Genomic DNA, 25198 nt, shown 5'->3' with positions numbered 1-25198 from the left:
GTTGGCCAGTCCGTTTTCGGTTGATTGACCGGTGTCGGATGGCATCGGACTGATCATACGCGCTGAAGGCGGACAATAAATGGTTGATGGCATAGTTTCCCTTCGCCGCTTTGGAGCGACGCGGTTGGACGACGGCAGCGTGATGTTCCGCCTATGGGCACCGGCCCAGGAAACCATTTCCATATCGATAGATTCCGGCGATCTGCTACCGATGGCGCGCACCCAGGACGGATGGTTTGAAGCGACCGCCACCGTTCCAGCCGGCACGCGATACCAGTTCCGCCTGTCCGACGGGTTGATGGTGCCTGATCCGGCGTCGAGACAGCAGGCGCCGGACGTGCATGATCCGAGCGTTGTGGTCGATGGTGCCTTTGCATGGCAACATCCGGCCTGGCGTGGCCGCGCGTGGAATGAAACGATCATCTATGAGTTACATCCTGGGACCGCCGGCGGTTTCAAGGGCATTCAAGCCGACCTGCCGCGCCTGAAGGATCTCGGCATAACGGCGGTGGAGCTGATGCCGATCGCCGATTTTCCCGGTCAGCGGAACTGGGGCTATGACGGCGTGCTGCCTTACGCGCCGGACAGCACTTACGGTTCGCCGGCGGCATTGAAGGAACTCATTGATACCGCTCATGGTCTTGGCCTGATGCTGTTCCTCGACGTGGTCTACAATCATTTTGGTCCCGATGGAAACTACCTTAGCCTCTACGCGCCGCAGTTCTTCCGTGACGATGTGAAGACGCCCTGGGGACCGGCGATCGATTTCCGCCGCCGTGAGGTGCGTGATTATTTCACCGGCAACGTTTTGATGTGGTTGCTGGATTATCGGTTTGACGGACTCCGGTTTGATGCCGTCCATGCGATTCAGGAGCAGGACTGGATCGAGGAAATGGCGGCCACCGTGCGTAGTTCCATCGAACCGGGACGCCACGTTCACCTGATCCTGGAGCATCACAACAATGCCGCCCACCTGCGCAAGGCGGTTGACGCGCAGTGGAACGACGATGCGCATAATGTCCTGCACGTGCTGCTGACCGATGAAACCGCTGGCTACTATGCGGACTATGCCGACGACGCCGCTGCCAAGCTGGCACGCTGCCTTGCCGAGGGCTGGGTTTATCAAGGACAGCAATCGAAATATCTCGGGGATGCTCGCGGTGAGCCGTCCGCCGATCTGCCACCTTATGCGCATGTGCTGTTTATCCAGAACCATGACCAGATCGGCAATCGCGCATTTGGGGAACGCCTGACGGTGCTGACCTCGCCGCGGGCACTGGAAGCCGCGATCGCCCTGCAGATGCTTTGTCCGCAGATTCCGCTGCTGTTCATGGGTGAAGAGACCGCCTCGGAGATGCCGTTTCTGTTTTTCACCGATCATCACGATGAACTTGCCGAGGCGGTGCGTGAAGGTCGCCGGCTGGAGTTCGCCGGGTTTGCCGCCTTTGCTGATCCGGAGAAGCGTCAGCACATACCGGATCCTAATGCCGTCACCACGTTTGCCGCGTCCATCCCGCAGCCGGGCCCGGCCGGCGCCGAGGCACGATTGGCGCTGTATAAGGTTCTGATCGGCTTGCGGATGACCGAGATCGCGCCACGTCTGGTTGGTACGGTCGCCACCTCGGCTACGGTGATCGGGCCGAAAGCGGTGCGGGCCGACTGGAAGCTGGGCGATGGCACTCGGCTGACGATCATTACCAATCTAGGCGGCGAGACGGTAACCTGTGCGCGGCCGCCGGGCCGTTTGCTGTTCCCGTCAAGCGAAACCGGCGGCGACCTGACGGGTCCAGCGACGCGCGCGTACCTGGAGGCTGCCGCATGAGCGATGATGTCCTTCGTGACCTGGCCCGCAGAGCCGGCATTGCCGTGGAGTGGCAGGATTATGCGGGAAAGCCGCATGTGGCTTCGCCTCCGGTGCTACGCCGGGTCCTCGCCGCGCTGGGGTTGCCGGCGGACACGGGCAGGGAATTGTCGTCCAGCCGTCGTTTGCTGACGAAGCGAAGCAGCCTGGCCGACCTGCCGCCGCTGCTGACCGCCGTTGCCGGCCGGCCAACGCGGCTGGATGTCGGCGGCAATGAGGCCCAGGCTGCTGAACTCTTGCTGGAACAGGGCGAGCTGCGATCGATCTCGTTGCTGCCGGCACGCGGCAGGCTGCGCGTTCCGGCCGTTGCCGAAGTCGGCTATCACCGGCTGCGGGTCGAGGATCGGGAGATCGTCCTTGCAGTTTCCCCCGCGCGGTGCCGCTCCATCGAGGACGTCGTGCCGGACGCTCGCCTATGGGGTCTGGCCGCACAGCTATACGGGCTACCTCATAATGGCGACATCGGTATCGGCGATCTGGGAGGTGCCGCGGATCTGGCCCGGTCGGCGGGGTCGAAGGGTGCCGACGCAATTGCCCTCAGTCCCATGCATGCGTTGTTTGCCGCTGATCCGGATCATTTCGGGCCTTACTCGCCATCAACCCGCCTGTTCATGAATCCGCTGCATGCCGCGCCCGAGTTGATTTTCGGCACGGCCATCTATGCCAACGCGGTGGAGCAATCCGGGGTAGGGAGTCCGCCCACGAACGGACTGATCGACTGGGTGACCGCATCCGGGGCGAAATACACCGTGCTGCGCAAGCTGTTCGAGATGTTCCTGGATGGGCCCGACTGGGACTCGGCCCTGGGGGCCGACTTCGCCCGGTTTCGCGCCGAACAGGGCGCGCTGCTGCTGGAACATGCCTGCTTTGAAGCGATGCAGGCGGCGCGCATGCCCGAAAGCCAGTGGCGGACCTGGCCGATGGACCTGCGCAATCCACGTGGCGCGGCGGTCACATCGTTTGCCGAGGCGCATGGCGAGGAAATCCTGTTTCATCAGTTCCTGCAGTGGCTGGCCGACCGCTCATTGGCGGCGGCGCAGCGCCAGGCGCGCGAGGCCGGCATGCGGATCGGGTTGATCGGTGACCTGGCGATCGGCATGGATCCGGCCGGAAGTCACGCATGGAGCCGCCAGAACGACATTCTTCTAGGTTTGACGATTGGTGCGCCGCCGGATCTGTTGAATCCGCGTGGACAGGATTGGGGCCTGACGGGTTTTTCGCCTCGGGCTCTTGAAGATCACGGGTTTGCCCCGTTCATCGCCACCTTGCGCGCCGGCATGCGCCACGTTGGCGGCATCCGCGTCGACCATGCGATGGGTCTGACCCGCTTGTGGCTAATCCCGGAAGGCGCATCGCCCGCCGATGGCGCGTACCTGAATTACCCGGTGGCCGACCTGCTGCGATTGCTGGCGCTTGAATCGGTGCGGCACAACGTCGTCGTCATCGGTGAGGACCTCGGAACGGTTCCGGAAGGTTTTCACGACATGCTGGAACAAGGCGGGGTACATGGAATGCGTGTCCTGTGGTTCGAGCGTGATGCCCAAGCCAGCTTCCTGCCGCCACGCGGATGGGGGAACAGCGCGGTTGCGATGACATCCACCCATGATCTGCCGACGGTTGCCGGCTGGTGGAAGGGCAGCGACATCGAAGTCCGCCATCAACACGGGCGGCTGGGCGAGGGCGTCAGCCCGGATACCATCCGCGAGGAGCGCGACAAGGACCGGCCCAAACTGTGGAACGCCTTCGTGCGGGAGCACGTGTCGGAGGGTCCTGTACCGTCTCCTGAGGAAACCGGCCGCGTGGTCGACGCGGCGGTGAAGTTCGTCGCGAAGACGGAAGTTCCGCTCTCGCTGATTCCGCTGGAGGATCTGCTGGGGCAGGAGGAGCAGCCGAACCTGCCAGGCACGGTGACGGAACATCCCAACTGGCGCCGCCGTCTGCCATTTTCCACCGGTTCGGTGCTGGAGGAAGAATCGGTGGCACGCCGCATCGAAGCCGTGGCGTCCGAGAGACCACGGCAATGAGCGCCGCCATATCATCCCGGCCGCGGGCGACGATGCGCCTGCAGTTGCACAAGGACTTCACGTTCTCTGATGCGGCCGAACTGGTTCCGTATCTTGTCGATCTGGGCGTCAGTCATGTCTACGCCTCCCCCATCCTGACGGCGCGGGCGGGATCGATGCATGGCTATGACGTTGTCGATCCAACGGCGGTCAATCCCGAGCTGGGCGGCGAGACGGGATTGCGGGACTTCGTCGCTGTCCTGCGATCAGCCGGGTTGGGGCTGATCATCGATATCGTTCCGAATCACATGGCTGTCGGCGGCTCCGACAATCCCTGGTGGAACGATCTGCTGCGTCACGGCCGAGCCAGCCGGTATGCAAAATTCTTTGACGTGAACTGGGACTGCGAGGATGCCGATCTGCGCGGCAAGGTCTTGGCGCCGTTCCTGGGCAAGACCTATGGCGAGGCGCTCGCGGACGGTGACATTCGACTGTCACAGACGCCATCCGGGGAACCAATCATCCAGTACTTTGACAACGTGTTCCCGATAGACCCGACGGATTATGCTCACGTCACGGAATGCGGCCTGGAGTCGTTTGATCCGGCGAACCCGAGCGGTCAAGCGCTGATTCATGCGCTGTTGGAGAGGCAGCATTTCCGCCTGGCATGGTGGGGAACCGCCGGCGACGAAATTAACTGGCGTCGCTTTTTCGACATCAATGGTCTCGCAGGCTTGCGTATCGAAGTGCCGGAGGTGTTCGAGGCAACCCATGTCACGCTGTTTCGGCTTTATGCCGAGGGGCTGATCGATGGGTTTCGCGTTGATCATGTCGATGGTCTGTCCGACCCGCCTGGCTACTGCCGGCGGCTGCGCCAGCGGCTGGATGAACTCGACCCACAACGGCCGTCCAACGTTCCGCATGGATCAGCGTATCTGGTGGTGGAAAAGATCCTTGGCGTTGGCGAGACGCTGCCCGCTGACTGGGGCGTGGACGGTACCAGCGGCTACGACTTCATGAACGAGATCAGTGCTCTGCAGCACGATCAGGACAGCGAGACCAGGCTCTCGAAGCTGTGGCACGAGGCCAGCGGGCGTGCAGCGGATTTCGAGCCCGAGGAAGACTTGGCACGGCAGGAGATCTTGCAACGGAGCTTCGATGCGCCGTTGCGGGCCGTGACAATGGCGCTGCATCGCGTTGCCCGCTCCGATCTCGCGACTCGCGACGTTTCGGCGCCAGCAATCCGACGCGGCCTGATTTCCCTGTTGTCCCACTTCCCGGTCTATCGTGGTTATAACGAAGGCGGCCAAAGATCGGCCGTTGACCAGGCGGCGTTTGCCAAGGCACTGGCCGCGGCGAAACGCTCGTCACCAAAATCCGCGCATGCTGTGCTGGATCATCTGGACCGCTGGCTGGGCGGTGAGGCGGCCGATCAACAGACACTTGCCGCGCGCAAGGTCGCCGCGACGCTGTTTCACCAGCTCAGCGCACCGGTCGCGGCCAAAGCCGTGGAAGACACCGCGTTCTATCGTTACGGACGCCTGCTGTCGCGAAACGATGTTGGCTTCGACGCGGCGCGCCTGGGCTGTTCTATCGCGGCGTTCCATCGGGCGTGCACGGAACGTCTGGCGATGTTTCCGGATGCAATGCTGGCCACCGCGACGCACGACCACAAACGCGGGGAAGACGTGCGGGCGCGACTGGCCGTGCTGAGCGAGATGCCCGACGCATGGGCCAGTTTCGTCACCGCTGCCCGTTCCCTGCCCGCCACCGCTCGGCCTGATCCCGGCGACGAGATCATGCTGTATCAGATGATCGTCGGGGCCTGGCCGCTGGCCTTGGACCCGACGAACCAGACAGATCGCCAGGCCTTTGCCGACAGGCTGTCTGGATGGCAGGAAAAGGCGCTGCGGGAAGCGAAGCTGAGGACCGACTGGACATCCCCGGACATGGCTTACGAAGACACTGCTCGCCGCTTCCTGCATGAATTGCTGTCTGGACAAGGCGACTTCCTGCCCCTGGTGCAGTCCTTTGTCGAACGCATCGCATCCGCCGGCGCCGTGAATGGATTGGCGCAAGCCGCCTTGAAGATGACTGTCCCTGGGATGCCCGATTTTTTCCAGGGAACCGAGTTCTGGGACTTCAGCCTTGTCGATCCCGACAATCGCCGCCCGGTGGATTATCGCAGCCGGAAAGCCGCACTGGATGATAGCGGCGACATTTGCCGGCTGCTCGCCACCTGGCGCGATGGACGTGTCAAACAATCGATGATCCAAAAGGTTCTGGCGTTTCGGCGAGACAGGCCATCGTTGTTTGCGCGGGGCGAATATCTTCCGCTATCGATCAATGGGGCATTGGCAAGCCGCATGGTAGCTTTCGCCCGGATCGACGGACACGACGCAATGATTGTCGTGGCGCCGCGCTGGACTCACGCTTTGTTGCAATTGTCGGATGAGGTACGGTTTGACCCTTCGCGGCTGGAGAATAATATCGTTGTTTTTCCAGAACAAATTCTCGGCTACCAATTGCGCTCAGTCCTGGTCGCGGGCGAGACCATGCAGGCACGGGCTGAGGTGTCTCTAAATGACCTGATCAACGATTTTCCAGTGGCGGTTCTGCAATCAGTTAAAACCGCGTAATATCGCACTGCGGCAAATAGAACCAAATCGGTAAGGCGGCGTTCGGGTAACGCAACCGCTCGGATCATCCGGCGGACTTTTGGCAAGGATGTTGATCATGACCATGACATCACGTTCAATCTTGTTGGCGGCTTCACTGCTTGCCGTTCCGGCCGCGGGCGCGTGGGCGCAAAACAGGACGCCCACTGGGAATTACGGCAGCAACCAGACGATGACGACGGCACCAACCAAACCTGGAGCGACGAACCCCACCAAGCCAGGGGCGACCGGCAGATCGGTTGTCCCCGGATCGAACAGCAGCGTGTCCAGCGACGCACCGAACACCTCCACAGCAAAGCAAAGTGGCAGCGGCACCGGCAACAACGGCCGCTGATCAACCGGGCCGCGTGGGTGGGCTATCCTGACTTCGGCAGTCTATCGACTTGTCCCGGCCATCCGCCACCAGCCCTTGGTGCGAAGATGGCTGGGACAAGCCCCGCCATGACGGGTCAAAGGTGAAGCGACCTGATCGTAGACGGCGCTAAAAGCGCGATTGGTTCAGGTTGATCTAGAAGCGCGCTTTGATTCATTGTTTGATCGCGTGATTCACGCCTTCTGACTAATTCAGCCTCAGGCGATTAGGCTCTAACGCGCTTTGACGGGCCGGTCGCCGTGGCTTGACTGCGGCACGCCCCGGTTCAGCGACAGGTGCGAGTGCACGCCCAGCCATACCCCATTCGTCTTGTGGAATATGATCGTGGCGCGACCAGGCCGGTCGAAGCGCGACCCGTCCGCATGAAAGCCCGTGCTGGTCCAGGGCGAAACAACCGCTGCCAGAGTGCCGTCATCCGATACCAGCACATGTGTCGCCGCCAAGTCGAAACGGAAGTCGTCCGTCTTCGGCCAGACGTTGTCCCATTGCGTATTCACCCACGCCTCAAGGCTCGGCAGCACGTCCTGATGGGTTCCGAAGGCAAGGATCTCGGGATGGAAGAAAGGTCGGGCGGAGGCGTAGTCCACGGCGCGGACGTGACTGGAAAATGCCTCCAGCCAGGCGATGAACCAGGCGCGGGTGTCGGCGTCGGCTTCCGGCAAGTCGGCCATGCGTGGCTCCTACGTTGATATCGCCAGCGCGGTTCGGCGCCGCGAATGCCGGTCGCCCGCCAATGCCATGATGGAGGTCAGGGCCATGAAGAGAACGGACGAATAGAACACCCAGCGCGGCAGATCGTGGTCCATGATCCAGCCGCCGATCAACGGACCGACGGTGCCGCCCATGTTGAAGCCTGTCGTCACGATCCCGAACACCCGGCCGAAAGCACCAGGCGGCGACGCCGCCCGCACCAGCATGTCGCGCGATGGCGAGATCATGCCGGACAGGAAGCCCGCCCCCGCCATCGCGCCAATCAGCAGCACCGGCCCAAGGTTCACCGTGCCCACCAGCAGGATCAGCAGGGCGGAGGCGCCAAAGCCGAACGCCGCGACATCGCCATGCCGCCTGGTGCGGTCGGCGATCACCCCGCCGGCCAGGACCCCGATGGCGGTGGCGAACAGGAAGGCGGACAGCGCCAGGTTCGCGGACGACAAGGTGACGCCGTATAACGTTACCAGGGCGACGGCGGAGTAGTTGGTCAATGCTCCGCTGCTCAGGCTGAGCAGCATGAAGAAGCCGACCAGACTGAGCACCGTCGGCGTCAGCAGCCGCCGCATCGGGATGTGCTGGGCGGCGTCCACGGGTGCATGCTCCGCCACCGCGCGATCCAGCCAGCCGGCGAGGAAAAGCGGCACGGCGACCGCCAAACCCAGGCCGCCGGCAGCGACAATCGCGGCCTGGAACCCCCAGGTCCGCGCACCCAGCAGCATCAGGATCGGCGCCACCGCGCTGCCCAGGAAGCCGGCGAAGGTGTGGATGGAGAAGGCGCGTCCCAGCCTGGCCGGCTCGATCACCGTCCCCAGAATCGAGTAGTCGGCGGGGTGATAGACCGCATTGGCCACGCCCAGCAAAACAGAGGCGCAGAGGATCCACGGATAGACCGGAAACAGCCCGATGGAGACATACGACGCGCCGCCCAGGATCAAGCCCGCCACCAGTACACGCCTGGCGCCGAAGCGGTCGACGGCGTAGCCCATCGGCGTTTGCGCGATGCCGCCCGCGATGTTGAACACGGTGATCGCCAATCCAAGTTCGACGAAGCCCAACCCAAGGTGGGTTTTCAGCATCGGAAACAAGGGGACGAGCACCAGGTAATACAGGTGGCTGACAAAATGCGCGGCGCAGATCAGGCTCAGTGCCTTGAACTCGCGGCGTGGCGCGCCTGTGGAGCCGGTCATGAGTCGCTCTGTGGGCGTCTGGGCTTGGGGACGGTGCCGATGACCTCGGCCTCGGCGAGCCGATCCAGGTCGCCGCGGCTCAGTCCCAGGCGGCCACCGAGAACCGCCTCGTTGTCCTGTCCCAGCGTCGGGGCGACGCGACGGACCGGATAGGCGTCCAGCCCTTCGCGAAAGGCCGCGGAGGACTGCCAGTGCGGGCCGATGAACGGCCGGTCCAGGCGGTGCCAGAAGCCGCGCGCGACCAGATGCGAGTCTTCGGTGAGTTCGAACGGCGCCCTTACCGCGCCGGCCGCGATGCCGCGTGATTGCAGAAGGATCATGGCCTCGTCCGGGTCCCGCGATGCGGTCCATTGTTCGATCAGGGCTTCCAGCATGGCTTCCTGTTCGCGCCGCCGCGGCGCGGTCAGGCCAGCCAGATCGGCGCGCCCAAGCAGATCGCAGACCGCACGCCATGACGCGTCGCCGGTAACGGAGATGGCGATCCAGCGGTCATCGCCGACACAGCGGAAGCAGCCTTGCGGGACATGCGCCGGATGACGGTTGCCGTTGCGTGGGGAGAGCTGACCGGTCGCGGATTGCTCGATGATCGCCGAGGCCACGAGGGGCAGCATGCACTCCACCTGCGACAGGTCGATGTTCTGTCCCTGGCCAGTGGCCTGGCGGTGCAGCAGCGCGACCATCAACGCGGCGGCGGCGTTGAAGCCGCCCACCGGATCGCCATACGCAGTCTGGTTCATCGTCGGCGGGTCATCGGGAAAGCCGGTCACGGTGGGCAGGCCCGACGCCTGCTCCAAGGTCGAGCCATAGCCGCGGCAGGCGCTCCAGGCATTATCCGACCCGAAGGCGGGCATCGACAGCATGACCAATCCTGGTCTGACGTCTTTCAGGACGGTGTAGTCGATGCCCAGCTTGCGCAGGACTTCGCTGGAATAGTTTTCGATAACGGCGTCGGCATCGGCCACCAGACGCTTGAGCAGCGCGACGCCTTCCGGATGAGTCAGGTCCAGGGTCACGTCCAGCTTGTTGCGGTTCATTAGCTGGAACCATGGGATCTTCTCATAGGTCTGCGCCGCGATGAAGGATGCGCGCAGATCGGTGCCGCGCCACCAGTCGGGATACTGGCAGGCTTCGACCTTGATGATCTCCGCGCCAAGATCGCCGAGGTGACGCGCGGCGGTAGGGCCGGCCCAGCCCATGGTCAGGTCGACGATGCGCAGGCCGCTCAGCGGCAGGATGCCGGCCGAGGGGGGGCCAGATGGGGCGGGACCGGCGGGGCGGTCGGAGGCGGGAACGTGCCAGGCAGGGTCATCCTCGCCAGCCAGCGGCGCGGTGCCGCCGGCCAGGGGCGGGGTCAGCGTCAGGTGCTGCGGCAGAACCGGCGCCTCGAATGCCGTGTCGCCAATGCGTATGGGAGCGAAGGCGCCTCGCTCGCGATGGACGTGTTGTTCGAGCAGTTCGGCCATGGTGGGAACGACGGCGAGCGGCAGTTTGTAGATCAATGCCAGTTCGAACCATTCCGTCGCGGTGCGGGTGTTCCAGACCGGCTGGAACAGGGCGTCGATCTCCCGCGCATGGGTCAGGCGGTCGAGGTTGATGGCGTAGCGCGGGTCCTTTCCTAGCTCCGGCAGGCCCAGCATGGTACAGATGCCGCGCCATTGTCCTGTAGTGACGATAGTGACGCCGATCAGGCCATGCTTCGTTGGGTAGATGCCGAGGGGATAGTTGCGGCCGAAACGATTGACGCCTTTGCGTGGGCGCCGGCCGCCGGCTTCCCAGGCAACGGCGGCCTCGTACTCCGCGACGTTGACGGCGGTTTCGTGGACGCTGACGGAGAAGTGGCGGCTGCCGGCCGCGCGGTTGTAAAGGCCGGCGGCGGTGGCGATGAAGGCGGCGAGGCCGGCCAGAATGCCCGACTGGCCGTCGGTCGCCAGGGTCGGGGGCCCTTCCGCGCGTCCGGTCAGGGCAACCAGGCCACCGAGGGCGCGGACCGTTGCCTCGGTGGCGGCGAAGCCAGAATAGGGGCCGTGTTCGCCGAACCAGGAGATCGTGGTGATGGACAGGTGGGGCTGAGCCGTGCGGAGAGCACCGAGCAGGTCGGCGTCGCCCGGATTTCGGCCCGCCATGACGGACTGGGCCGGTGCCGGGTTCGACAGAGGCATGGATGACGCGCCTTCGCTCGCGATGACAGTACCGCCCGGCCCTGACGCGGGCGGTGGAGTCAATGCCCGCCCATCCAGCAGGACATCCGACCCCGGCAGCAGCGCGGCCAGGGCCTCGGGCGTCTCGGTCACGCTCCGCTTATTGGTGTTCAACCAGGCGAACAGGCCGCTTTCGCCACCTTCCAGCACCGGCGGGAACCACCGCAGCGGATCGCCGTTCGGCGGCTCCAGCTTCACCACATCGGCGCCGAAGTCCGAGAACAGCTTGCCGCAGTAGTCCAGCGCGATGCCGGAGCCGGTCTGCAGCACCCGAAAACCAGACAGCGGCGAGGCCACATGGGGCATGGCTATGGCCGCATGGTGAACAGCGACTGGCCCGGCGTGCGCAGCGGCGCGGCCATGTTGGCGAACGCGCACAGCAACGGCCTGGTGTCGCGCGGATCAATGATTTCCTCGATCAGGAAAGCCTCGGCTGAACGGAACGGGGAGCGCATCTGTTCAAGCCGCTGCTCGATCTGCTTCAATTTCGCGTCAGGATCATCGGCGGCGGCGATTTCAGCACGATAGGCTGCCTCGACGCCGCCTTCCAGCGGCAGGGAACCCCAGTTGCCGGAGGGCCAGGCGTAACGGATCGGGGTCTGCGTGTGCGGCACGTGGGCGCCCCCGCCGACGCCGAAGACGTTGCGGATGATGACGGCGCACCAGGGAATGGTGGACTGGTGGATGGCGCTGATCGCCGTCACCGCATGGCGCATGGTCGCGCTGGACTCGGCTTGCAGTCCGACGGCGAAACCGAAACAATCCACCAGATGCACCATCGGCAGATGGAAGGTCTGCGCCAGATCGACAAAGCGGGTGATCTTGCGTGACGCCGCCGCCCCCCAGGCGCCGCCGCCGAACAGCGGATCGCCGGCCAGGATCGCCACCGGCCAGCCATCCAGGCGGGCAAACCCGGTGATGATGGCGCGGCCAAAATGCTTGCCCATTTCGAAGAAGCTGGCCTGGTCCACGACGGAGCCGATGATCCGCCGCATGCTATAGGCCTTTCGCCGGTCCTTCGGCACCAGCGAGATCAGATGTTCGTCGCGCCGGTCCGGATTGTCCCAGTTGCGTTGCCGCGGCGGCAGATCCCATACCGAGGATGGCAGATAGGACAGGAACCGGCGGGTGCGCTCGAACGCCTCCTGTTCTGTATCGACCGCGTCGTCGACGGTGCCGGCGGATACCTGCACCTGATGTCCGCCAAGTTCCTGCTTGGTCCGCGTCTCGCCGAGGCGTTCCACCACCGGCGGACCGGCGACGAAGACGGCCGAACGGTGTTTCACCATGATGGAGTAATGACTAGCGGCCAGGCGAGCGGCGCCGAGGCCGGCGACCGAGCCGAGGCCGAGGGCGACGACGGGAATCCGGCCCATGTTCTGGGCGCATAGCCATAGGCCGGAACTCTGGCCGATGCCGCCTGGCAGGTTGGCGTGGCCACGTGTCTCGATGGTCTTGACCGAACCGCCGCCGCCGGAGCCTTCGATCATGCGGATCAGCGGCAGGCGGTACTCGCCGGCCATCTGCTCCGGCATGAAGTATTTGCCCTTGATCGAGGCATCCGCCGATCCGCCGCGTACGGTGAAGTCGTCGCCGTAGATCACCACCGGACGTTGCTCGATCGCGCCGCGGCCGAACACGCCGTTGGCCGGCATGAAGTCGGTCATCACGCTGCCCGATGCGTCATAGGTCGGCTTGCCGGCGATCGACCCGATCTCCTGGAAGGACCCATCATCCAGAAGCTGCTCGATCCGCTCCCTGACGGTCAGCCGGCCGCCGGCGTGCTGGCGGGCGACACGTTCGGCGCCGCCCATTTGCCGAGCGATGCGCCTGCGTTCGGCGAGTTCATCCAGTTCCGCCTGCCAACTGGCGGACGGACCGGTGGTCAGCGTCTGATCCATCATTCAATGCTCTTGCGGCGGACGTTTCCTGCCGATGTTCCCACCGGGTGCGGCGCCGGTCAAACCGGCGGTTGATCGACAGTCACATCACCAGCGACGACCCGCTGGCGTCCGGCCGGCGTATCCAGCAGCAGCGCGCCATCCTGGTCAAGTCCGGCGAAGGCGCCCTGGATTGACTCGCCGTGCGCGTTCACACGGATAGCGGCCGCGATCGGATAGGAGCGGTCCAGCCAAAGCGCGCGGATCGGCGCAAACCCGTCGGCGCGCCAGACCGCCAGATGCCGTCCCAGGCTGGCGAGCAGAATGTCACGCGCGCTGTCGACCGAGGCGATGCCGCCGTTGGCGACGATGGTGGTCGTCTTGTAGCTGGCGTTCGCCGGTGCCTCCAGGACGTTCAGGCCGATGCCCAGGATGGTTGCATCGTCCTGTGTCTCCAGCAGGATGCCGGCGATCTTGGCGCCGTTCACCAGGACGTCGTTGGGCCATTTCAGCATTGGCCGGATCTTGCGGGGCAACAGTGCCTCCACCGTTTCGGCGACGCCGACCGCAGCCAGGAAGCTGAGCTCGCCGGCACGTTTGGGCGGCGTACCAGTGCGCAGCAGGACCGACAGATACAGGTTGCCGGGCGGACTGAACCAGTGCCGTGTCAGGCGTCCCCGCCCGGCGGTCTGCTCATCGGCATGGATCACCGTGCCGTGCGGCGCACCCTCGGACGCGAGGCGGCGTGCCTCATTATTGGTGGAGCCGATCGTCTCGTGGTGCCGCACCGTGAATATGTCGTCCATATGCCCCCGTTGCCGAACCCATGTCGGACCGGTGGTCCATAGCATGGCGGAGATTGCCGCTGAAGCGGTCGTGTGGCTAAGCTTGTGAAAGCGCGTCCGGCAGAGGCGCCGGGAGGGACTTGATGGGACAGACAGCACAGACTCAAGCCGCGGGACGGGGTTGGCTGCGCGAGGTGACGCGCTATCAGTGGATGGTGTTCCTGGTTGCCTGGTTTGGCTGGTCGCTGGACAGCACCGACTTCAACCTGTTCGCCCTGGTGCTGCGGCCGGCGGTGACCGAGTTGCTCGGCGGTCACCCGACGGTCGCCGACATTGGCCGAGTGGGCGGGCTGCTCAGCATGACGGGCCTTATCGGCTGGGCACTGGGCGGGTTCTGCTTCGGCATCATCGGCGACTATATCGGCCGGGTCCGCGCCCTAATGGCAAGCGTGGTCATCGTTGCCGTGTTCACCGCGCTGCAAGGCCTGACGCACAGCCCGCTGACCTTCGGCTTTTGCCGGTTCCTCACCGGCGTGGGCACCGGGGCGGAGCTGGTGGTCGGCATTCCCCTGGTGGCCGAGGCCTTCGCCGATGCGCATCGTGCCAAGGTGTTGGGCGTGATGATGACCGGCGGCGCCTTCGGCAGCCTGATCGGCGGCCAGCTCTACGCATTCATTGGACCCTATGGCTGGCGCTACGTCATGTTCGCCGGTGTGCTCCCGGCGGTCATCCTGCTGCTGCTGCGGCGCGGGCTGGAGGAGCCGGAGCGCTTTCAGGCGGTGAAGGCGCGACGCGATACGCTGCGCGCGCAGCGGGAGCGATCGGCGGCCGACGATGCTTTCCTGCGGTTCGTGCCGGCGCAGTTGTTCGCGCCGAAGCTGCGCTACAGCACCTTCATTGGAGTGCTGTTCTGCCTTGGGACGTTGCTGGCGATCTGGACGAGCCAGATCTGGCTGCCGACGATCCAGGGGCAGTTGCTGGCCCGCGCGGGCATCAGCGGGGCCGCGGCGGCGCCGTTCATCGGCCATGGCATGACGCTGTGGGGCCTGGGTGGGATCATCGGCTACGCCACATTCGGCTTCATCGCCGATGCGATCGGGCGGCGATCGACCATCATCTTCTACAACATCGGCACGATCGTCGTCGGGTTATACATGTTTCTCTGGGTCGATACCTATGACCTGTATCCATATCTGCTGCCGGTGTTCGGGTATTTTGTCTTCGGCGTTTTTTCTGGCCACGCGGTCTATCTGCCGGAGCTATTCCCCACCCATGTGCGTGCCACGGCGGTGTCGTTCTGCAACGGCACGGGCCGGGTGATCACCAGCTTTGGACCGCTGGTCGCCGGCTTGCTGGCGGGTGCGCTGAACGGTGCATTCAACCAGGCAACAGCCGTGATGACCTGTTTTGCCGGGTTGAGCATCCTCGCGGCGATTCTGGGGCGGGAGACGAAGGATGAGGTGCTGCCGGAATGATACTTTCAAGCTAGGGATACTTCAGCAGCCAGGCTATCAGAAGACGACGGTTTCCGGCGGTGCAGCGTCCGTTGCCGCTGGATTGTGGTTCCGTGCCGGTGCCGACGAAGATTTAGACAGTTATCGCGTTGCCAGTCGAAGGCGGTATGGCTGGCGTCTAATAATAACGGTTGATACCAAGAATTCTTCCAGTCGGACACTAAGATCTTATTAGTGCTTCAAGATGGTTCGCTTCGGAGATGGATCAGTTTTCATTCGATTGCCGAATCGCCGAGTGGTATGTTGTCGATATGATCGACAATCCCGACCACGCGATCAGACGCTTTGGCTTTGGGCAACGAGGGGCGGATCCCGTCCCAACGGCTGTCCAGGACTGGCTGGTTTCCCAATTGGATGCGCCAGACCCACTGCTGGCGCGTGACGGTCCATCCTTTCTCAAGGTCACGCTGGTCGATCAACGCTACCAGGACGCAAGAAAAGCAGGCGCGACAACATATTTTGGTTTTGCCGACCTTTTTGCCCAAGACATGACGGCCCTGCTGCGGAATGCCACCACCACCGATCTTCCCTTCCGCGAAAGACTGGTCTGGTTCTGGAGTAACCACTTCACTGTCAGCGCCCGGGCCGGCAACTGGCCCTTTGGCCTGGTCGGCGCCTATGTTCAGGAGGCGATAAGGCCGCATGTCACCGGGCGATTCGCGGACCTGTTGAAGGCGGTGATGCGGCATCCCGCGATGCTCTACTACCTCGACAACGACAGCTCGACCGGTCCCGACAGCCTGACAGGACTCAAGCAGCATCTTGGCATAAATGAAAATCTGGCGCGAGAATGCCTGGAACTGCATACGCTGGGCGTAGAGTCGGGTTATACCCAGCATGACGTGATCGCGTTCGCCGCTATCCTGAGCGGCCGAGGCGTGAACCGTGACGGCAATCCGCCTGGCTTCGTATTTCATGCCGACCGGCACGAACCTGGGCCGAAGACCCTGATGGGCCGCACGTTTCCAGAGGGTTTCGCCGGCAGCGAGGCTGCGCTGGACTGGCTCGCCAACCACCCGGCCACCCACCGGCATCTCGCCACGCAGCTCGTCCAGCAGTTCGTCGCGGATATTCCTCCGCCGCAATGCGTCGCCAAGGTGGCAGCTACATTGCAGGATACCGGCGGCGACCTGAAGCAGGCGATGCTGACGATCATCGCCTTGAGGGAAGCCTGGCAGCCGCTGACAAAGTTCCGCGCGCCGGCGGAGTATGTCGTGGCCGTGCAGCGCGGGCTCGATCTGCCATTCGAACCTGGCCACCATCTGCTGGACGCCACGAAGGATCTGGGTCAGCCATTCATGGGACCGATGCTCCCGAACGGCTGGCCTGACACCGCACCGGACTGGCTCTCCGGTGAAGCGCTGCTGAAACGTGCCGACTGGGCGATGACCCAAGCCTGCCGCACGGGTTCCCCAACCGCGGATGCCGTCATGACTGCCACCCTTGGCGACCTCTGCTCCAGCGCCACCCGCTCGGCCGTCGCACGTTGCCCAACGCCGACCGAGGCACTTGCCACTGTCTTCGCCTCCCCGGAATTCGTTCGGAGATAGGCCATGCAACCCACCCGGCGCGGCTTTCTTCTGACTTCGGCGGCGGCGCTTTCCTTGGGGGGTGCCTTCCTGGGCGGCGCATCCCTGTCCGTTCGTGCGGCTGAGACCGACAACCGCTTCGTTCTGGTGTTCCTGCGCGGCGCCATGGATGGGCTGAACGTGGTCGTGCCGTATGGCGATGCGAACCTGAAGCTGTGGCGGCCGAGCCTGGTGCTGCCGGAACCGGGGGCGGAGAAGGGATTGGCCGATCTGGGTGGGTTCTGGGGCCTGCACCCGTCGCTGAAGGCGATGCATGCGCTGTATGCGGCGAACGACCTGCTGCCAATTCAATGCGTCGCTGGTCCCAACCGCAGCCGCAGCCATTTCGAAGCCCAGGACATGATGGAGATCGGCGCCGAGACGCGCATGACCAGCGGCTGGCTTAATCGCATCGCCGCCCTGCTGCCAGTGAACCCGCACTGCGACATGGCCTTCACCATGGGGTCTATGCCGCCGCTCATTCTGCACGGACCGACGCCGACGACGACATGGGATCCATTTCATACGCGTCCGCGGGTCTCCGCCGGGTTTTACGACAACATCGTTGCCATGCATGCGCAGGATGCGCGAACCGGGGCGGACGTTGCCGATGGACTGAGGGAACGCCGCCACATCGATGCGATCCTGGCGGGAACAACGTATGACGGCCTCTCGCCGGGCTTCCCGCGACTGGCGCGCGCCGCCGCGCGGATGCTGGCGGCACCGGACGGCCCCCGCCTGGCGGAGCTGGAATTGGATGGCTGGGACACCCATACCGGGCAGCCGCCCCGCTTGGCTGAGGCGCTGGGAAAGCTGGATGAAGGTATTGCCGTACTGCGTGCCGGGCTGGCGGAGGTCTGGACGAAGACAGCCATTCTGGTGGTGACTGAATTTGGACGGACTGTGCGGGTGAACGGCTCCGGTGGAACCGACCATGGCACTGGCACCGCCGCTATTCTGATGGGCGGCGCGGTCGCCGGCGGTCGCGTGCTCGCGGATTGGCCGGGCCTGGGTGCCCGCCAGTTGTTCGAGGATCGCGACCTTCAGCCGACCCTCGACATCCGGGCGGTCACAAAGGGGCTTCTCGGTCCGCTTCTTGGTTTATCCGCGGCTGGCTTGACGAAGGTTTTCCCGGACAGTGAAAGCGTTACGCCGAGGAGTGGGCTGCTGAAGGTCTAGCGCGCCATGGTTCCGCCAGGTCATGCGGCTGCTTGACGCACCTCAACCAACAGACGGCATCAACTGGAATTAACAGTTCACCGCGGCCGGCGCAGACGTTAAGCTGACAAAGCCACGATTAAAATCCTCGTGCTTCCGAGGTTGGTGTTGTACCTGCACCTCGAATGACGACTGTCCTGCCAGCCAATGTCTCCAGCGAAAAGGTCCGCAATGCCTGTCACGCGCAAACGCATTCTGATCACCGGGGGCGCCGGCTTCCTCGGCTCGCATCTTTCGGAACGCCTGCTTGCCGAGGGCAACGACATTCTGTGCGTCGATAACTATTTCACCGGTCGCAAGGACAACATCGCGCATCTTCTCGGCAACAATAATTTCGAGCCTTTTCGTCATGACATCACTTTTCCCCTGTATGTAGAGGTCGATGAGATCTACAACCTTGCCTGCCCCGCCTCACCGATACATTATCAGTTCGATCCGGTTCAAACAACGAAAACCAGCGTGATTGGCGCCATCAACATGCTTGGTCTCGCCAAGCGGGTCGGGGCGACAATCCTGCAATCCTCCACCAGTGAAGTTTACGGCGATCCCACAGTCCACCCGCAAACGGAAGATTACCGCGGCAACGTCAATCCGCTCGGCCCCCGCGCCTGCTATGACGAAGGCAAGCGCTGCGCCGAAACATTGTTCTTCGACTACAACCGGCAGCATAAGGTCGAGATCAAGGTCGCCCGTATCTTCAACACCTATGGCCCGCGGATGCATCCCAACGACGGACGGGTGGTCTCCAACTTTATTGTCCAGGCCTTGAAGGACGAGGACATCACGCTTTACGGCGACGGCATGCAGACACGTGCATTTTGTTATGTCGACGACCTGGTGGACGGTCTGATCCGCCTGATGAACTCCAGCCCCGGGATCACCGGCCCCATCAACATCGGCAACCCGCACGAAATCCCGGTCCGCGAACTGGCAGAACGGATCATCAAGCTGGTCAATGCCAAATCAAAGGTCGTGCACCAGCCACTGCCGCAGGACGATCCAATGCAGCGCTGCCCAGACATCACATACGCCAGACAAGTTCTTGGGTGGGAACCGAAAGTGCCACTGGAGGATGGGCTACGTCGCACCATCGCCTATTTTGACAAACTGCTGACCAAGGGCACGAGTGCGGTGGCATAGCCTAACATGCAGCACGATCAAGGCCGACCGTATTGTCGACTTGAATCACGCACCCGCGCCACGGCCAGAGTCAATCGCGTTGCTTAGCGATCTGATCGTTCAGCTTCGCCGGATCATGTTCCGACGACGCATCTTCCTCGAGGTCCTTATTGACGTCCTCGACGGCATTCTGATTGACGGCTTTCGCTTGCTTGATCAGCTTATCGCCTTGGCTGTCATCATCATTCACATAGGCCTCAAGAGCTTTCTCTGTTAAATCACGGGCTTTCTCATAAGGTTTCCCATCCGTATTCCCGTCGTTCGCCATCTTACTTATCTCCAGTTGCTGTCAGCCAAACGTCGTCCGTTCGCCAAGGTTGCCAATGGTCCTGAGAAACGCCTAACGACCGGCAATCAAATTTGGATCCGGCCGTATGATCGTGACGGATGACAGATGTTGGATACAACACCAGCGGGACGATGGGCGGGCTTATGCCAAGCCTAGAAATACCTTAGCCGGAACGAAATTCGTATGGTGTCCGCCGTCACCGTGAACGCCGCATCGACGAAACTCGGCGGTCCGAGCTTGAAGAGCGCATTGTTGGAGAAGCCCATTCCTTCCTGCGGAAAGCCAAGCCAGTTGCGATCAAGAATGCCGTTGTTGTTCGCATCCTGATAGGCCTGCGCCGCATAGAGGCCAGGCGGCACGTCATCGATCGTCACCACAACTGTACCGACGCGCGCCGGCGTCCGACCACTGTAAGGACAGGCCGGCTTGAGAAAATCGGTGCGCGGACAGATCGCCACGCGCACCGTTCCAAGGTCGTCGCGCACGCCTGTCACCGTCACCACGACCTGCGCGCCAAATGCGGCGGGCGCGGCTGCCATCCCCACCAAGAGCAGTGCCGCCCACCACATCAGGATTGCGCCGGATAGGCACGACCCCGCCAGGTTGCCGGCCGTCCACGTAGTGCTCGCGACAACGACGCCCATTGCACGATCAGCACGCCCGCCATTCCCAACGGGTGCAACAGGGCACTGAACACCGGCTGCCGGAAGCGTCGAGCCAGCACCAGTCTCATGCCAAGCCCGCACGCCAATGCGGCAGCCGGCAACACGCCTGGTGCCACGAGCAGCAGGACGACCGGCAGGATCTGGCCGCCGCCCAGGATCGCTGTCCAGATCGGCAGCGCCAGCGGCTTTGCCATGCCCTCCGTCGCATTCTTCGTCAGCCCCTCCCACACCTCGGCGGCGGAGTGATACATGCGGCAGGTCGCGAAACCGGTGGCGTCGAACAGGCCTGTCATCTGTCCGCTTCGGCGGAACGCCCGCGGCAGGGTGATCCCATCGTGCAGCGACGCCCGTATCGCGCCGTGGCCGCCAGCCCGTTGGTATGAGGTGCGGCGGGCAATGAACAACTGTCCACAGCCGGCCCCAAGCGCCGGCGCGCAGGAATGGTTCATCCGGGCGATCGGCAGATATCCCAGCAGGAGGAAATGGATCAACGGCAGCAGCAGTTGCTCCGACCACGACTCCACGATCTGGCGTGGAAAGCCGCTGGCCAGGCCAAGTTCCGGGTGGCGTTGCAGCACGCCGACCAGACGCGACACGGCATCCGGGGCCAGCCGCACATCGGCATCCACGAACACCATGACGTCGTGCCGCGCAAGGTGTGCGAGTACATTGCAGGCGTGCTGCTTGCCCGACCATCCCGCCGGCAGCCTGGGTGCGCTGGCCACATGCAGCCGCGGATCGTCAATGGCGCGCAGAATTTCGGCCGTTCCGTCGGTGGAACCGTCATCCAGCACGATCAGCTCCAGTTCCACACCCTCGCTCGCCAGCACGCATCGGGCGGCGGCGCCGATGTTATCCGCCTCGTTGCGTGCCGGGATCAGCACCGACACCGCCGGACGTCCCTCGGCCCGCGACGGCTGGCGATAAAGCGCGAGATTCCACAGCGCGAGCAGCAAGGGCGCCAGCGCAAGGACCAGTACCAGCACCGTCATCGGTGTTGGCCGCCAAGATGCGGCGCAAGGCGGGGGGTGGGCGGACTCGGCGCATAGGGTGTCACCTGCCCTGGCGGGGGAACCTGCGCCGAACCTGGCGCATGCGCCGCATCGAAGGTCTGGCCCGATGCCCAGGCCCGGATCCGCCGCCACATGTCGTAGATGCCGCCGACGCCGGCGACGCCGCGCACCAGCGGCTGGAACAGCGCCGGATCGCGCGTCATCGACTCGCGCGCCAACGCGTCCATCGTCGCACTGAGGCCCGCGCCGAGTACGGCCATGGTGTCCGTCACGTCCCGCCGAGGCGCGATCTCGATCGGCGAGCCAAAGCGGATCAAGGCTTCCGGCCGGCTCTCGTTCCAGAACGCATATTCGATCGCGAGCGGCAGGAACACGACATCCGGCACATGTCGGGCAAGATGCGCGATGCCTGGGCGCAGGATAACCGGCCGCTGCCTCGGGTCCACGAACTGTCCCTCGGCTGTAATCCATAACGCACGCCTGGGATCCTCCAGCACATGGCGGCCGACTTTCAGGAAGTCGGCGGCGCCGCGCGCGCTGGTTGGGTTGATCCCAAAGACGCCCATCCGCCGCAGCAAACCGTATCGCTGGAGCTGATGGGCCTCCATCGGTCCATAGCTGGCCCGCTCCGGCAGCAGCTTCGCCGCCACAAGGATGAACAGCGCCGGGTCCCACCAGGATGGATGATTGCTGTAGATGATCAGCTTCCTGTCGTTCGGCACTTGCGGCAGCCCGGCGCGTGAGACGCTGACGGCATGAAACCGGCGATGGAAATACCAGCGCAGATACCAGCCGAACAGCAACACCAGCACGGGAGACCGCTCCGTCAGCGGGTCGTGCTGACGCAATCGCATCACGCCAGCGCCTGCGTCCGCGCGGCCGCATGTATGACGTCCTGATCAAGCGTATCGGCCGCGATCCAGCCAGACATCAGCACCATGGGCATGCCAGGTCCCGGGTGAGCGGCGCCCCCCGCCAGATACAGGCCGGCCAAGTCGCGCGACCGATTGCCTGGCTTGAACGCACCGAAGAAGCGGCCGTGGCTGGCAAGGCCATAGATCGCCCCATCAAGCACACGGTAGCGTTCGTGAATATCCTGCGGCGTCAGCACCCGTTCAAAGCGGATGCGGCTCTCCAGATCCTTCAGCCCCGCGGTACGCACGAGCTTGTCGAGGATGACGCGGCGATAGTCCGGCAGCATCTTCGACCAGTCATGGTGCGGTCGCAGATAGGGGGTATGAACCAGCACATACAGTGCCTCGCCGCCTGGCGGCGCGACGCCGGGTTCGGTGCGCGCGGTCGCGGCGATATAGCAGGTTGGATCGGGTGCCGGCTCGCCGCGACGATAGATGAAATCGAATTCTTCCTCGGGATCCCGAGAGAATACGAAATCATGGTGCAACAGATGGTCGTAACCCCGATCCAGGCCGAGATACAGCACGACGCCCGAGCACGCGGCCTCGCGTTTCCAGCGCCGGGCAAACCGCGCGGCCGGTTCGCCCTGCACCAGTTCACGATAGGTCCGCACACTGTCCATGTTGGATACGACCGATGTCAGCGGGATGGTAGCGCCGTCATCGGTCTGCACGCCGGTGACATGGCCGCCGTTCGACAGGATGCGCGCGACGCCGGTGCCGAGCCGCATGTCCACGCCGAGTTCTTGCGCCAGGGCCTGCAAAGCAACCGGCACCGCGCGCGTACCACCCATCGGATACCATACTCCGCCGCCGGTCTGCATATGCGCGATGCTGCACAGCACCGCCGGCGAGCCGTAGGGCGATGAGCCGACATACTGGACAAAATGATCCAGCATCTGCGCGACGCGCTTGTCGCCGACCTTCTTGCGTATCTCGCGTGCGACGGACGATCCCATCTTGAGGTTCATCACGTCGCGCAAGGTGGCGAGGTCAAGGTTCTTCTTGAAGTCGAGCGTGTCGCCGATGTCCTCCACCGAGCGCCAGAAGAAGAAATTCTGGCTGATGCGATGCAGGTTCTCGCTCATGGCGATAAAGTCGCGATAGCCGCCCTCGGTGCCCGGTGCATAGTCACGCAGGGCCGCCTGCATCGTCGGCACGTCCTGGTGCAGGTCGAGCACCGAGCCGTCATCGAAAAAGCATCGCCACTGCGGGTCGATCCGCCGGAGATCGAGCTTGTCCTCCATGCGCTGGCCGGCCTCGGCGAAGATGCGCTCAAGGATGGCCGGCACGGTCAGGATTGTCGGTCCCATATCGAAACGGAATCCGTCTTCCTCCAGCGCCGCGGCCTTGCCGCCCAGCCAGTCATTCTTCTCGAACAGGATGACCCGATGGCCACGCGCCGCGAGCACGCAGGCCGCCGCCAGTCCGGCAAGGCCGCCGCCGATTATCCCGATGGATCCGTGGCTGAGGGAAACAGGCGAGATGCGGTTCATGATGCCTCCGCGATGACAGGCTCGGGCTCCCGCGCGGGCACCGGTAAATCCGTCCGCCAGTCCGCCTTCAGGCCAAGGTCCTCGGCCAGCAGCCGAGCGGTGATGCGCGCGCTCTCGAAGATCACCGGCAGCCCGCTGCCTGGATGGGTGCCGCCGCCGACCAGGTAGACGCGGTCCAGATCCTCAAACCGGTTGTGTGGGCGAAAGTAAAGCATCTGGCTCAAGGAATGCGACAGGTTGAATGTGGCGCCGCGAAATATCTGCATGTCATGCTCCCATCCGGTTGGGGTCAGCACTTTCTCGAAACGGATGCGCTTCTCGAGCCCGGTGATGCCGATGCGTTCCAGGCGTTGCAGGATCATGGCGCGGAAGCGCGCTCGTTCAGTCGTCCAGTCAATGCCCTGACCCACACGATGCGCCACGGGCACGAGCACATACAACGTGGAATGTCCAGGCGGAGCCAGCGCCGGATCGGTCACACAGGCATTCTGCACGTAGAAGGATGGATCGCCGGGCGGGGCTTTGCCTTGCTCGATCTCCTGGATATTCCGCCGGTAGTCTTTTGCCAGATAGATCGTGTGGTGCGATAACGCGTCGTAACGTCCTTCGATACCAAGGTAGAGCATGAAGGTGGAGCAGGAGAATTTCTTGCTCTCGATCCGGCGGTCGGTCCATCGCCGGCGCGCCTGGTCAGGCACCAGCGTCTTCATTGCCTGGGCGAAATCGGCGTTCACGACCACCGCATCGTAGCGCTGCTCGCCGTGCCGCGTGCGCACGCCGACTGCCTTGCGACCCTCAAGCAGCAGTTCGTCGACCGGGTCGTCGAGCTGTATGTGCACACCCATGCTTTCCGCGACCCGCGCCATCGCACTGATGACCGCGCCGGTGCCGCCGCGTGGATGGAAGACGCCGAATTCATATTCCAGGAACGCCAGGATGGTAAACAGGCTGGGACAGCGGAACGGCGACATTCCCAGATACTTGCTTTGAAAGCTGAACGCCAGCCGGACGCGAGGATCGCTGAAATAGCTGGCGAGGTCGCTGTCAACCGAGCGTTGCGGCCGCAGCAGCGGCAGCGAGCGTAGCATGTCCGGTCGCACGTAATGCCGCAGCTTGTCGAAAGCGTTCTCCAGGACCGGCTTGAATGCGGCGAGCTTGGCCCGGTTATCGGCCATGAAGCGCGGCAGGGCCGCCGCATCAGCCGGCGCGAGCCGGGCGACCTCCTGCATCAGCCGACCCAGATCCGGCGTCGCGTTAAGCTCACCGCCACCCTCGAACACAAGATGGTATTGCGGATCCAGCCGGATCAACTCGACCTGATCCTCCAGCCTGTGGCCGCAGGCGGCAAAGACCTCGGCCAGTACCTGTGGATAAAGGAAGAAGGTGGGGCCCATGTCGAAGCGGAAGCGACCCCTTGGCGTATCCGCGGCAATGGTGCCCGATCGACCGCCCAGCCGGTCCAGGCGTTCATGCACGGTTACCTTGGCACCAGCCTGCGCGAGCAGCATGGCTGCTGCCAGTCCGCCCGGACCCGCGCCGATAACGCCGACACTGCTTGTCATGACGTCCGCCCTGAGCTGCACCGGGCCATCGGTAAAAAGGCGAGGCAGACATATCCAGACCGCATGCTTTCTAGCCAGTTCTTCTATGGTTCGTGGAAGCGCGC

The 25198-nt window shown here is 63.8% G+C and carries 19 protein-coding genes; 7 read left to right on the top strand and 12 right to left on the bottom strand.

Translation table 11 applies throughout. The annotated features are described in order from the left end of the window. Nucleotides 1-124: 124 nt before the first annotated feature. From treZ to treY, 3 genes are read left to right on the top strand one after another with little or no spacing between them, the layout of a single operon-like run. A complete protein-coding gene (treZ, locus tag ACQY4S_RS26485) occupies nucleotides 125-1822 on the top strand; it encodes a malto-oligosyltrehalose trehalohydrolase (RefSeq protein ID WP_428488164.1) in 1698 nt (565 codons plus the stop codon). After that, a complete protein-coding gene (malQ, locus tag ACQY4S_RS26480; RefSeq protein WP_428488163.1) occupies nucleotides 1819-3885 on the top strand; it encodes a 4-alpha-glucanotransferase in 2067 nt (688 codons plus the stop codon). The genes treZ and malQ overlap by 4 nt, the downstream gene beginning before the upstream one ends. Further along, the gene (gene treY, locus ACQY4S_RS26475; protein ID WP_428488161.1) at nucleotides 3882-6503 is read left to right on the top strand and encodes a malto-oligosyltrehalose synthase; all 2622 of its coding nucleotides are present in this window, start codon (nucleotides 3882-3884) and stop codon (nucleotides 6501-6503) included. The genes malQ and treY overlap by 4 nt, the downstream gene beginning before the upstream one ends. 192 nt (nucleotides 6504-6695) lie before the next feature. Here treY and ACQY4S_RS26470 read toward each other — a convergent pair whose 3' ends face one another. From ACQY4S_RS26470 to ACQY4S_RS26445, 6 genes are all read right to left on the bottom strand, one after another. After that, nucleotides 6696-6857, bottom strand: coding sequence for a hypothetical protein (locus ACQY4S_RS26470; protein WP_428488160.1), 162 nt, complete (start codon nucleotides 6855-6857; stop codon nucleotides 6696-6698). 270 nt (nucleotides 6858-7127) lie between these two features. Continuing rightward, the gene (locus tag ACQY4S_RS26465; protein WP_428488159.1) at nucleotides 7128-7586 is read right to left on the bottom strand and encodes a YybH family protein; all 459 of its coding nucleotides are present in this window, start codon (nucleotides 7584-7586) and stop codon (nucleotides 7128-7130) included. Between the two features lie 9 nt (nucleotides 7587-7595). Then, nucleotides 7596-8813 carry an MFS transporter gene (locus ACQY4S_RS26460; protein WP_428488158.1) on the bottom strand — a complete coding sequence of 406 codons (1218 nt, stop codon included), beginning with the start codon at nucleotides 8811-8813 and terminating at the stop codon, nucleotides 7596-7598. Further along, nucleotides 8810-11317, bottom strand: a complete 2508-nt coding sequence (locus ACQY4S_RS26455; protein ID WP_428488156.1) for a CoA transferase — start codon at nucleotides 11315-11317, stop codon at nucleotides 8810-8812. The genes ACQY4S_RS26460 and ACQY4S_RS26455 overlap by 4 nt, the downstream gene beginning before the upstream one ends. A 2-nt stretch (nucleotides 11318-11319) precedes the next feature. After that, on the bottom strand, nucleotides 11320-12915 hold the full coding sequence (locus tag ACQY4S_RS26450) for an acyl-CoA carboxylase subunit beta (RefSeq protein ID WP_428488155.1): 1596 nt from the start codon (nucleotides 12913-12915) through the stop codon (nucleotides 11320-11322). Between the two features lie 56 nt (nucleotides 12916-12971). Continuing rightward, nucleotides 12972-13697 (bottom strand): biotin--[acetyl-CoA-carboxylase] ligase, encoded by a 726-nt coding sequence (locus ACQY4S_RS26445; RefSeq protein WP_428488154.1) that lies wholly within the window; start codon nucleotides 13695-13697, stop codon nucleotides 12972-12974. Nucleotides 13698-13819: 122 nt separating this feature from the next. Here ACQY4S_RS26445 and ACQY4S_RS26440 point away from each other — a divergent pair, with 122 nt between their 5' ends. The 4 genes from ACQY4S_RS26440 (at nucleotide 13820) to ACQY4S_RS26425 (ending at nucleotide 19116) form a co-directional block, all read left to right on the top strand. After that, entirely contained in the window at nucleotides 13820-15151 is a 1332-nt protein-coding gene (locus ACQY4S_RS26440) for an MFS transporter (protein WP_428488153.1), read from the top strand. Nucleotides 15152-15390: 239 nt separating this feature from the next. After that, nucleotides 15391-16740 (top strand): DUF1800 domain-containing protein, encoded by a 1350-nt coding sequence (locus tag ACQY4S_RS26435; RefSeq protein WP_428488151.1) that lies wholly within the window; start codon nucleotides 15391-15393, stop codon nucleotides 16738-16740. 3 nt (nucleotides 16741-16743) lie between these two features. Further along, nucleotides 16744-17937 (top strand): DUF1501 domain-containing protein, encoded by a 1194-nt coding sequence (locus tag ACQY4S_RS26430; protein ID WP_428488150.1) that lies wholly within the window; start codon nucleotides 16744-16746, stop codon nucleotides 17935-17937. A gap of 210 nt (nucleotides 17938-18147) precedes the next feature. Beyond that, complete coding sequence (locus ACQY4S_RS26425) at nucleotides 18148-19116, top strand: UDP-glucuronic acid decarboxylase family protein (protein ID WP_428488149.1); 969 nt, start codon at nucleotides 18148-18150, stop codon at nucleotides 19114-19116. Nucleotides 19117-19186: 70 nt separating this feature from the next. Here ACQY4S_RS26425 and ACQY4S_RS26420 read toward each other — a convergent pair whose 3' ends face one another. From ACQY4S_RS26420 to crtI, 6 genes are all read right to left on the bottom strand, one after another. Beyond that, entirely contained in the window at nucleotides 19187-19423 is a 237-nt protein-coding gene (locus ACQY4S_RS26420; RefSeq protein ID WP_428488148.1) for a hypothetical protein, read from the bottom strand. Between the two features lie 173 nt (nucleotides 19424-19596). Beyond that, the gene (locus tag ACQY4S_RS26415) at nucleotides 19597-19983 is read right to left on the bottom strand and encodes a DUF2141 domain-containing protein (RefSeq protein ID WP_428488147.1); all 387 of its coding nucleotides are present in this window, start codon (nucleotides 19981-19983) and stop codon (nucleotides 19597-19599) included. A gap of 29 nt (nucleotides 19984-20012) precedes the next feature. Next, nucleotides 20013-21101 (bottom strand): glycosyltransferase, encoded by a 1089-nt coding sequence (locus ACQY4S_RS26410; protein WP_428488146.1) that lies wholly within the window; start codon nucleotides 21099-21101, stop codon nucleotides 20013-20015. Further along, entirely contained in the window at nucleotides 21098-21976 is an 879-nt protein-coding gene (locus ACQY4S_RS26405; RefSeq protein ID WP_428488144.1) for a lysophospholipid acyltransferase family protein, read from the bottom strand. The genes ACQY4S_RS26410 and ACQY4S_RS26405 overlap by 4 nt, the downstream gene beginning before the upstream one ends. Then, nucleotides 21976-23532, bottom strand: a complete 1557-nt coding sequence (locus ACQY4S_RS26400) for a phytoene desaturase family protein (protein ID WP_428488142.1) — start codon at nucleotides 23530-23532, stop codon at nucleotides 21976-21978. Before ACQY4S_RS26400 ends, ACQY4S_RS26405 begins: the two co-directional genes overlap by 1 nt. Then, nucleotides 23529-25094: a phytoene desaturase family protein gene (gene crtI / locus ACQY4S_RS26395; RefSeq protein ID WP_428488141.1), complete on the bottom strand. Its 1566-nt coding sequence runs from the start codon at nucleotides 25092-25094 to the stop codon at nucleotides 23529-23531. The genes ACQY4S_RS26400 and crtI overlap by 4 nt, the downstream gene beginning before the upstream one ends. Nucleotides 25095-25198: the final 104 nt, after the last annotated feature.

The sequence above is a fragment of the Rhodopila sp. genome (assembly GCF_965276935.1).
Classification (GTDB): Bacteria; Pseudomonadota; Alphaproteobacteria; order Acetobacterales; family Acetobacteraceae; genus Rhodopila.
This window is presented reverse-complemented; position numbering and strand designations above follow the sequence as displayed.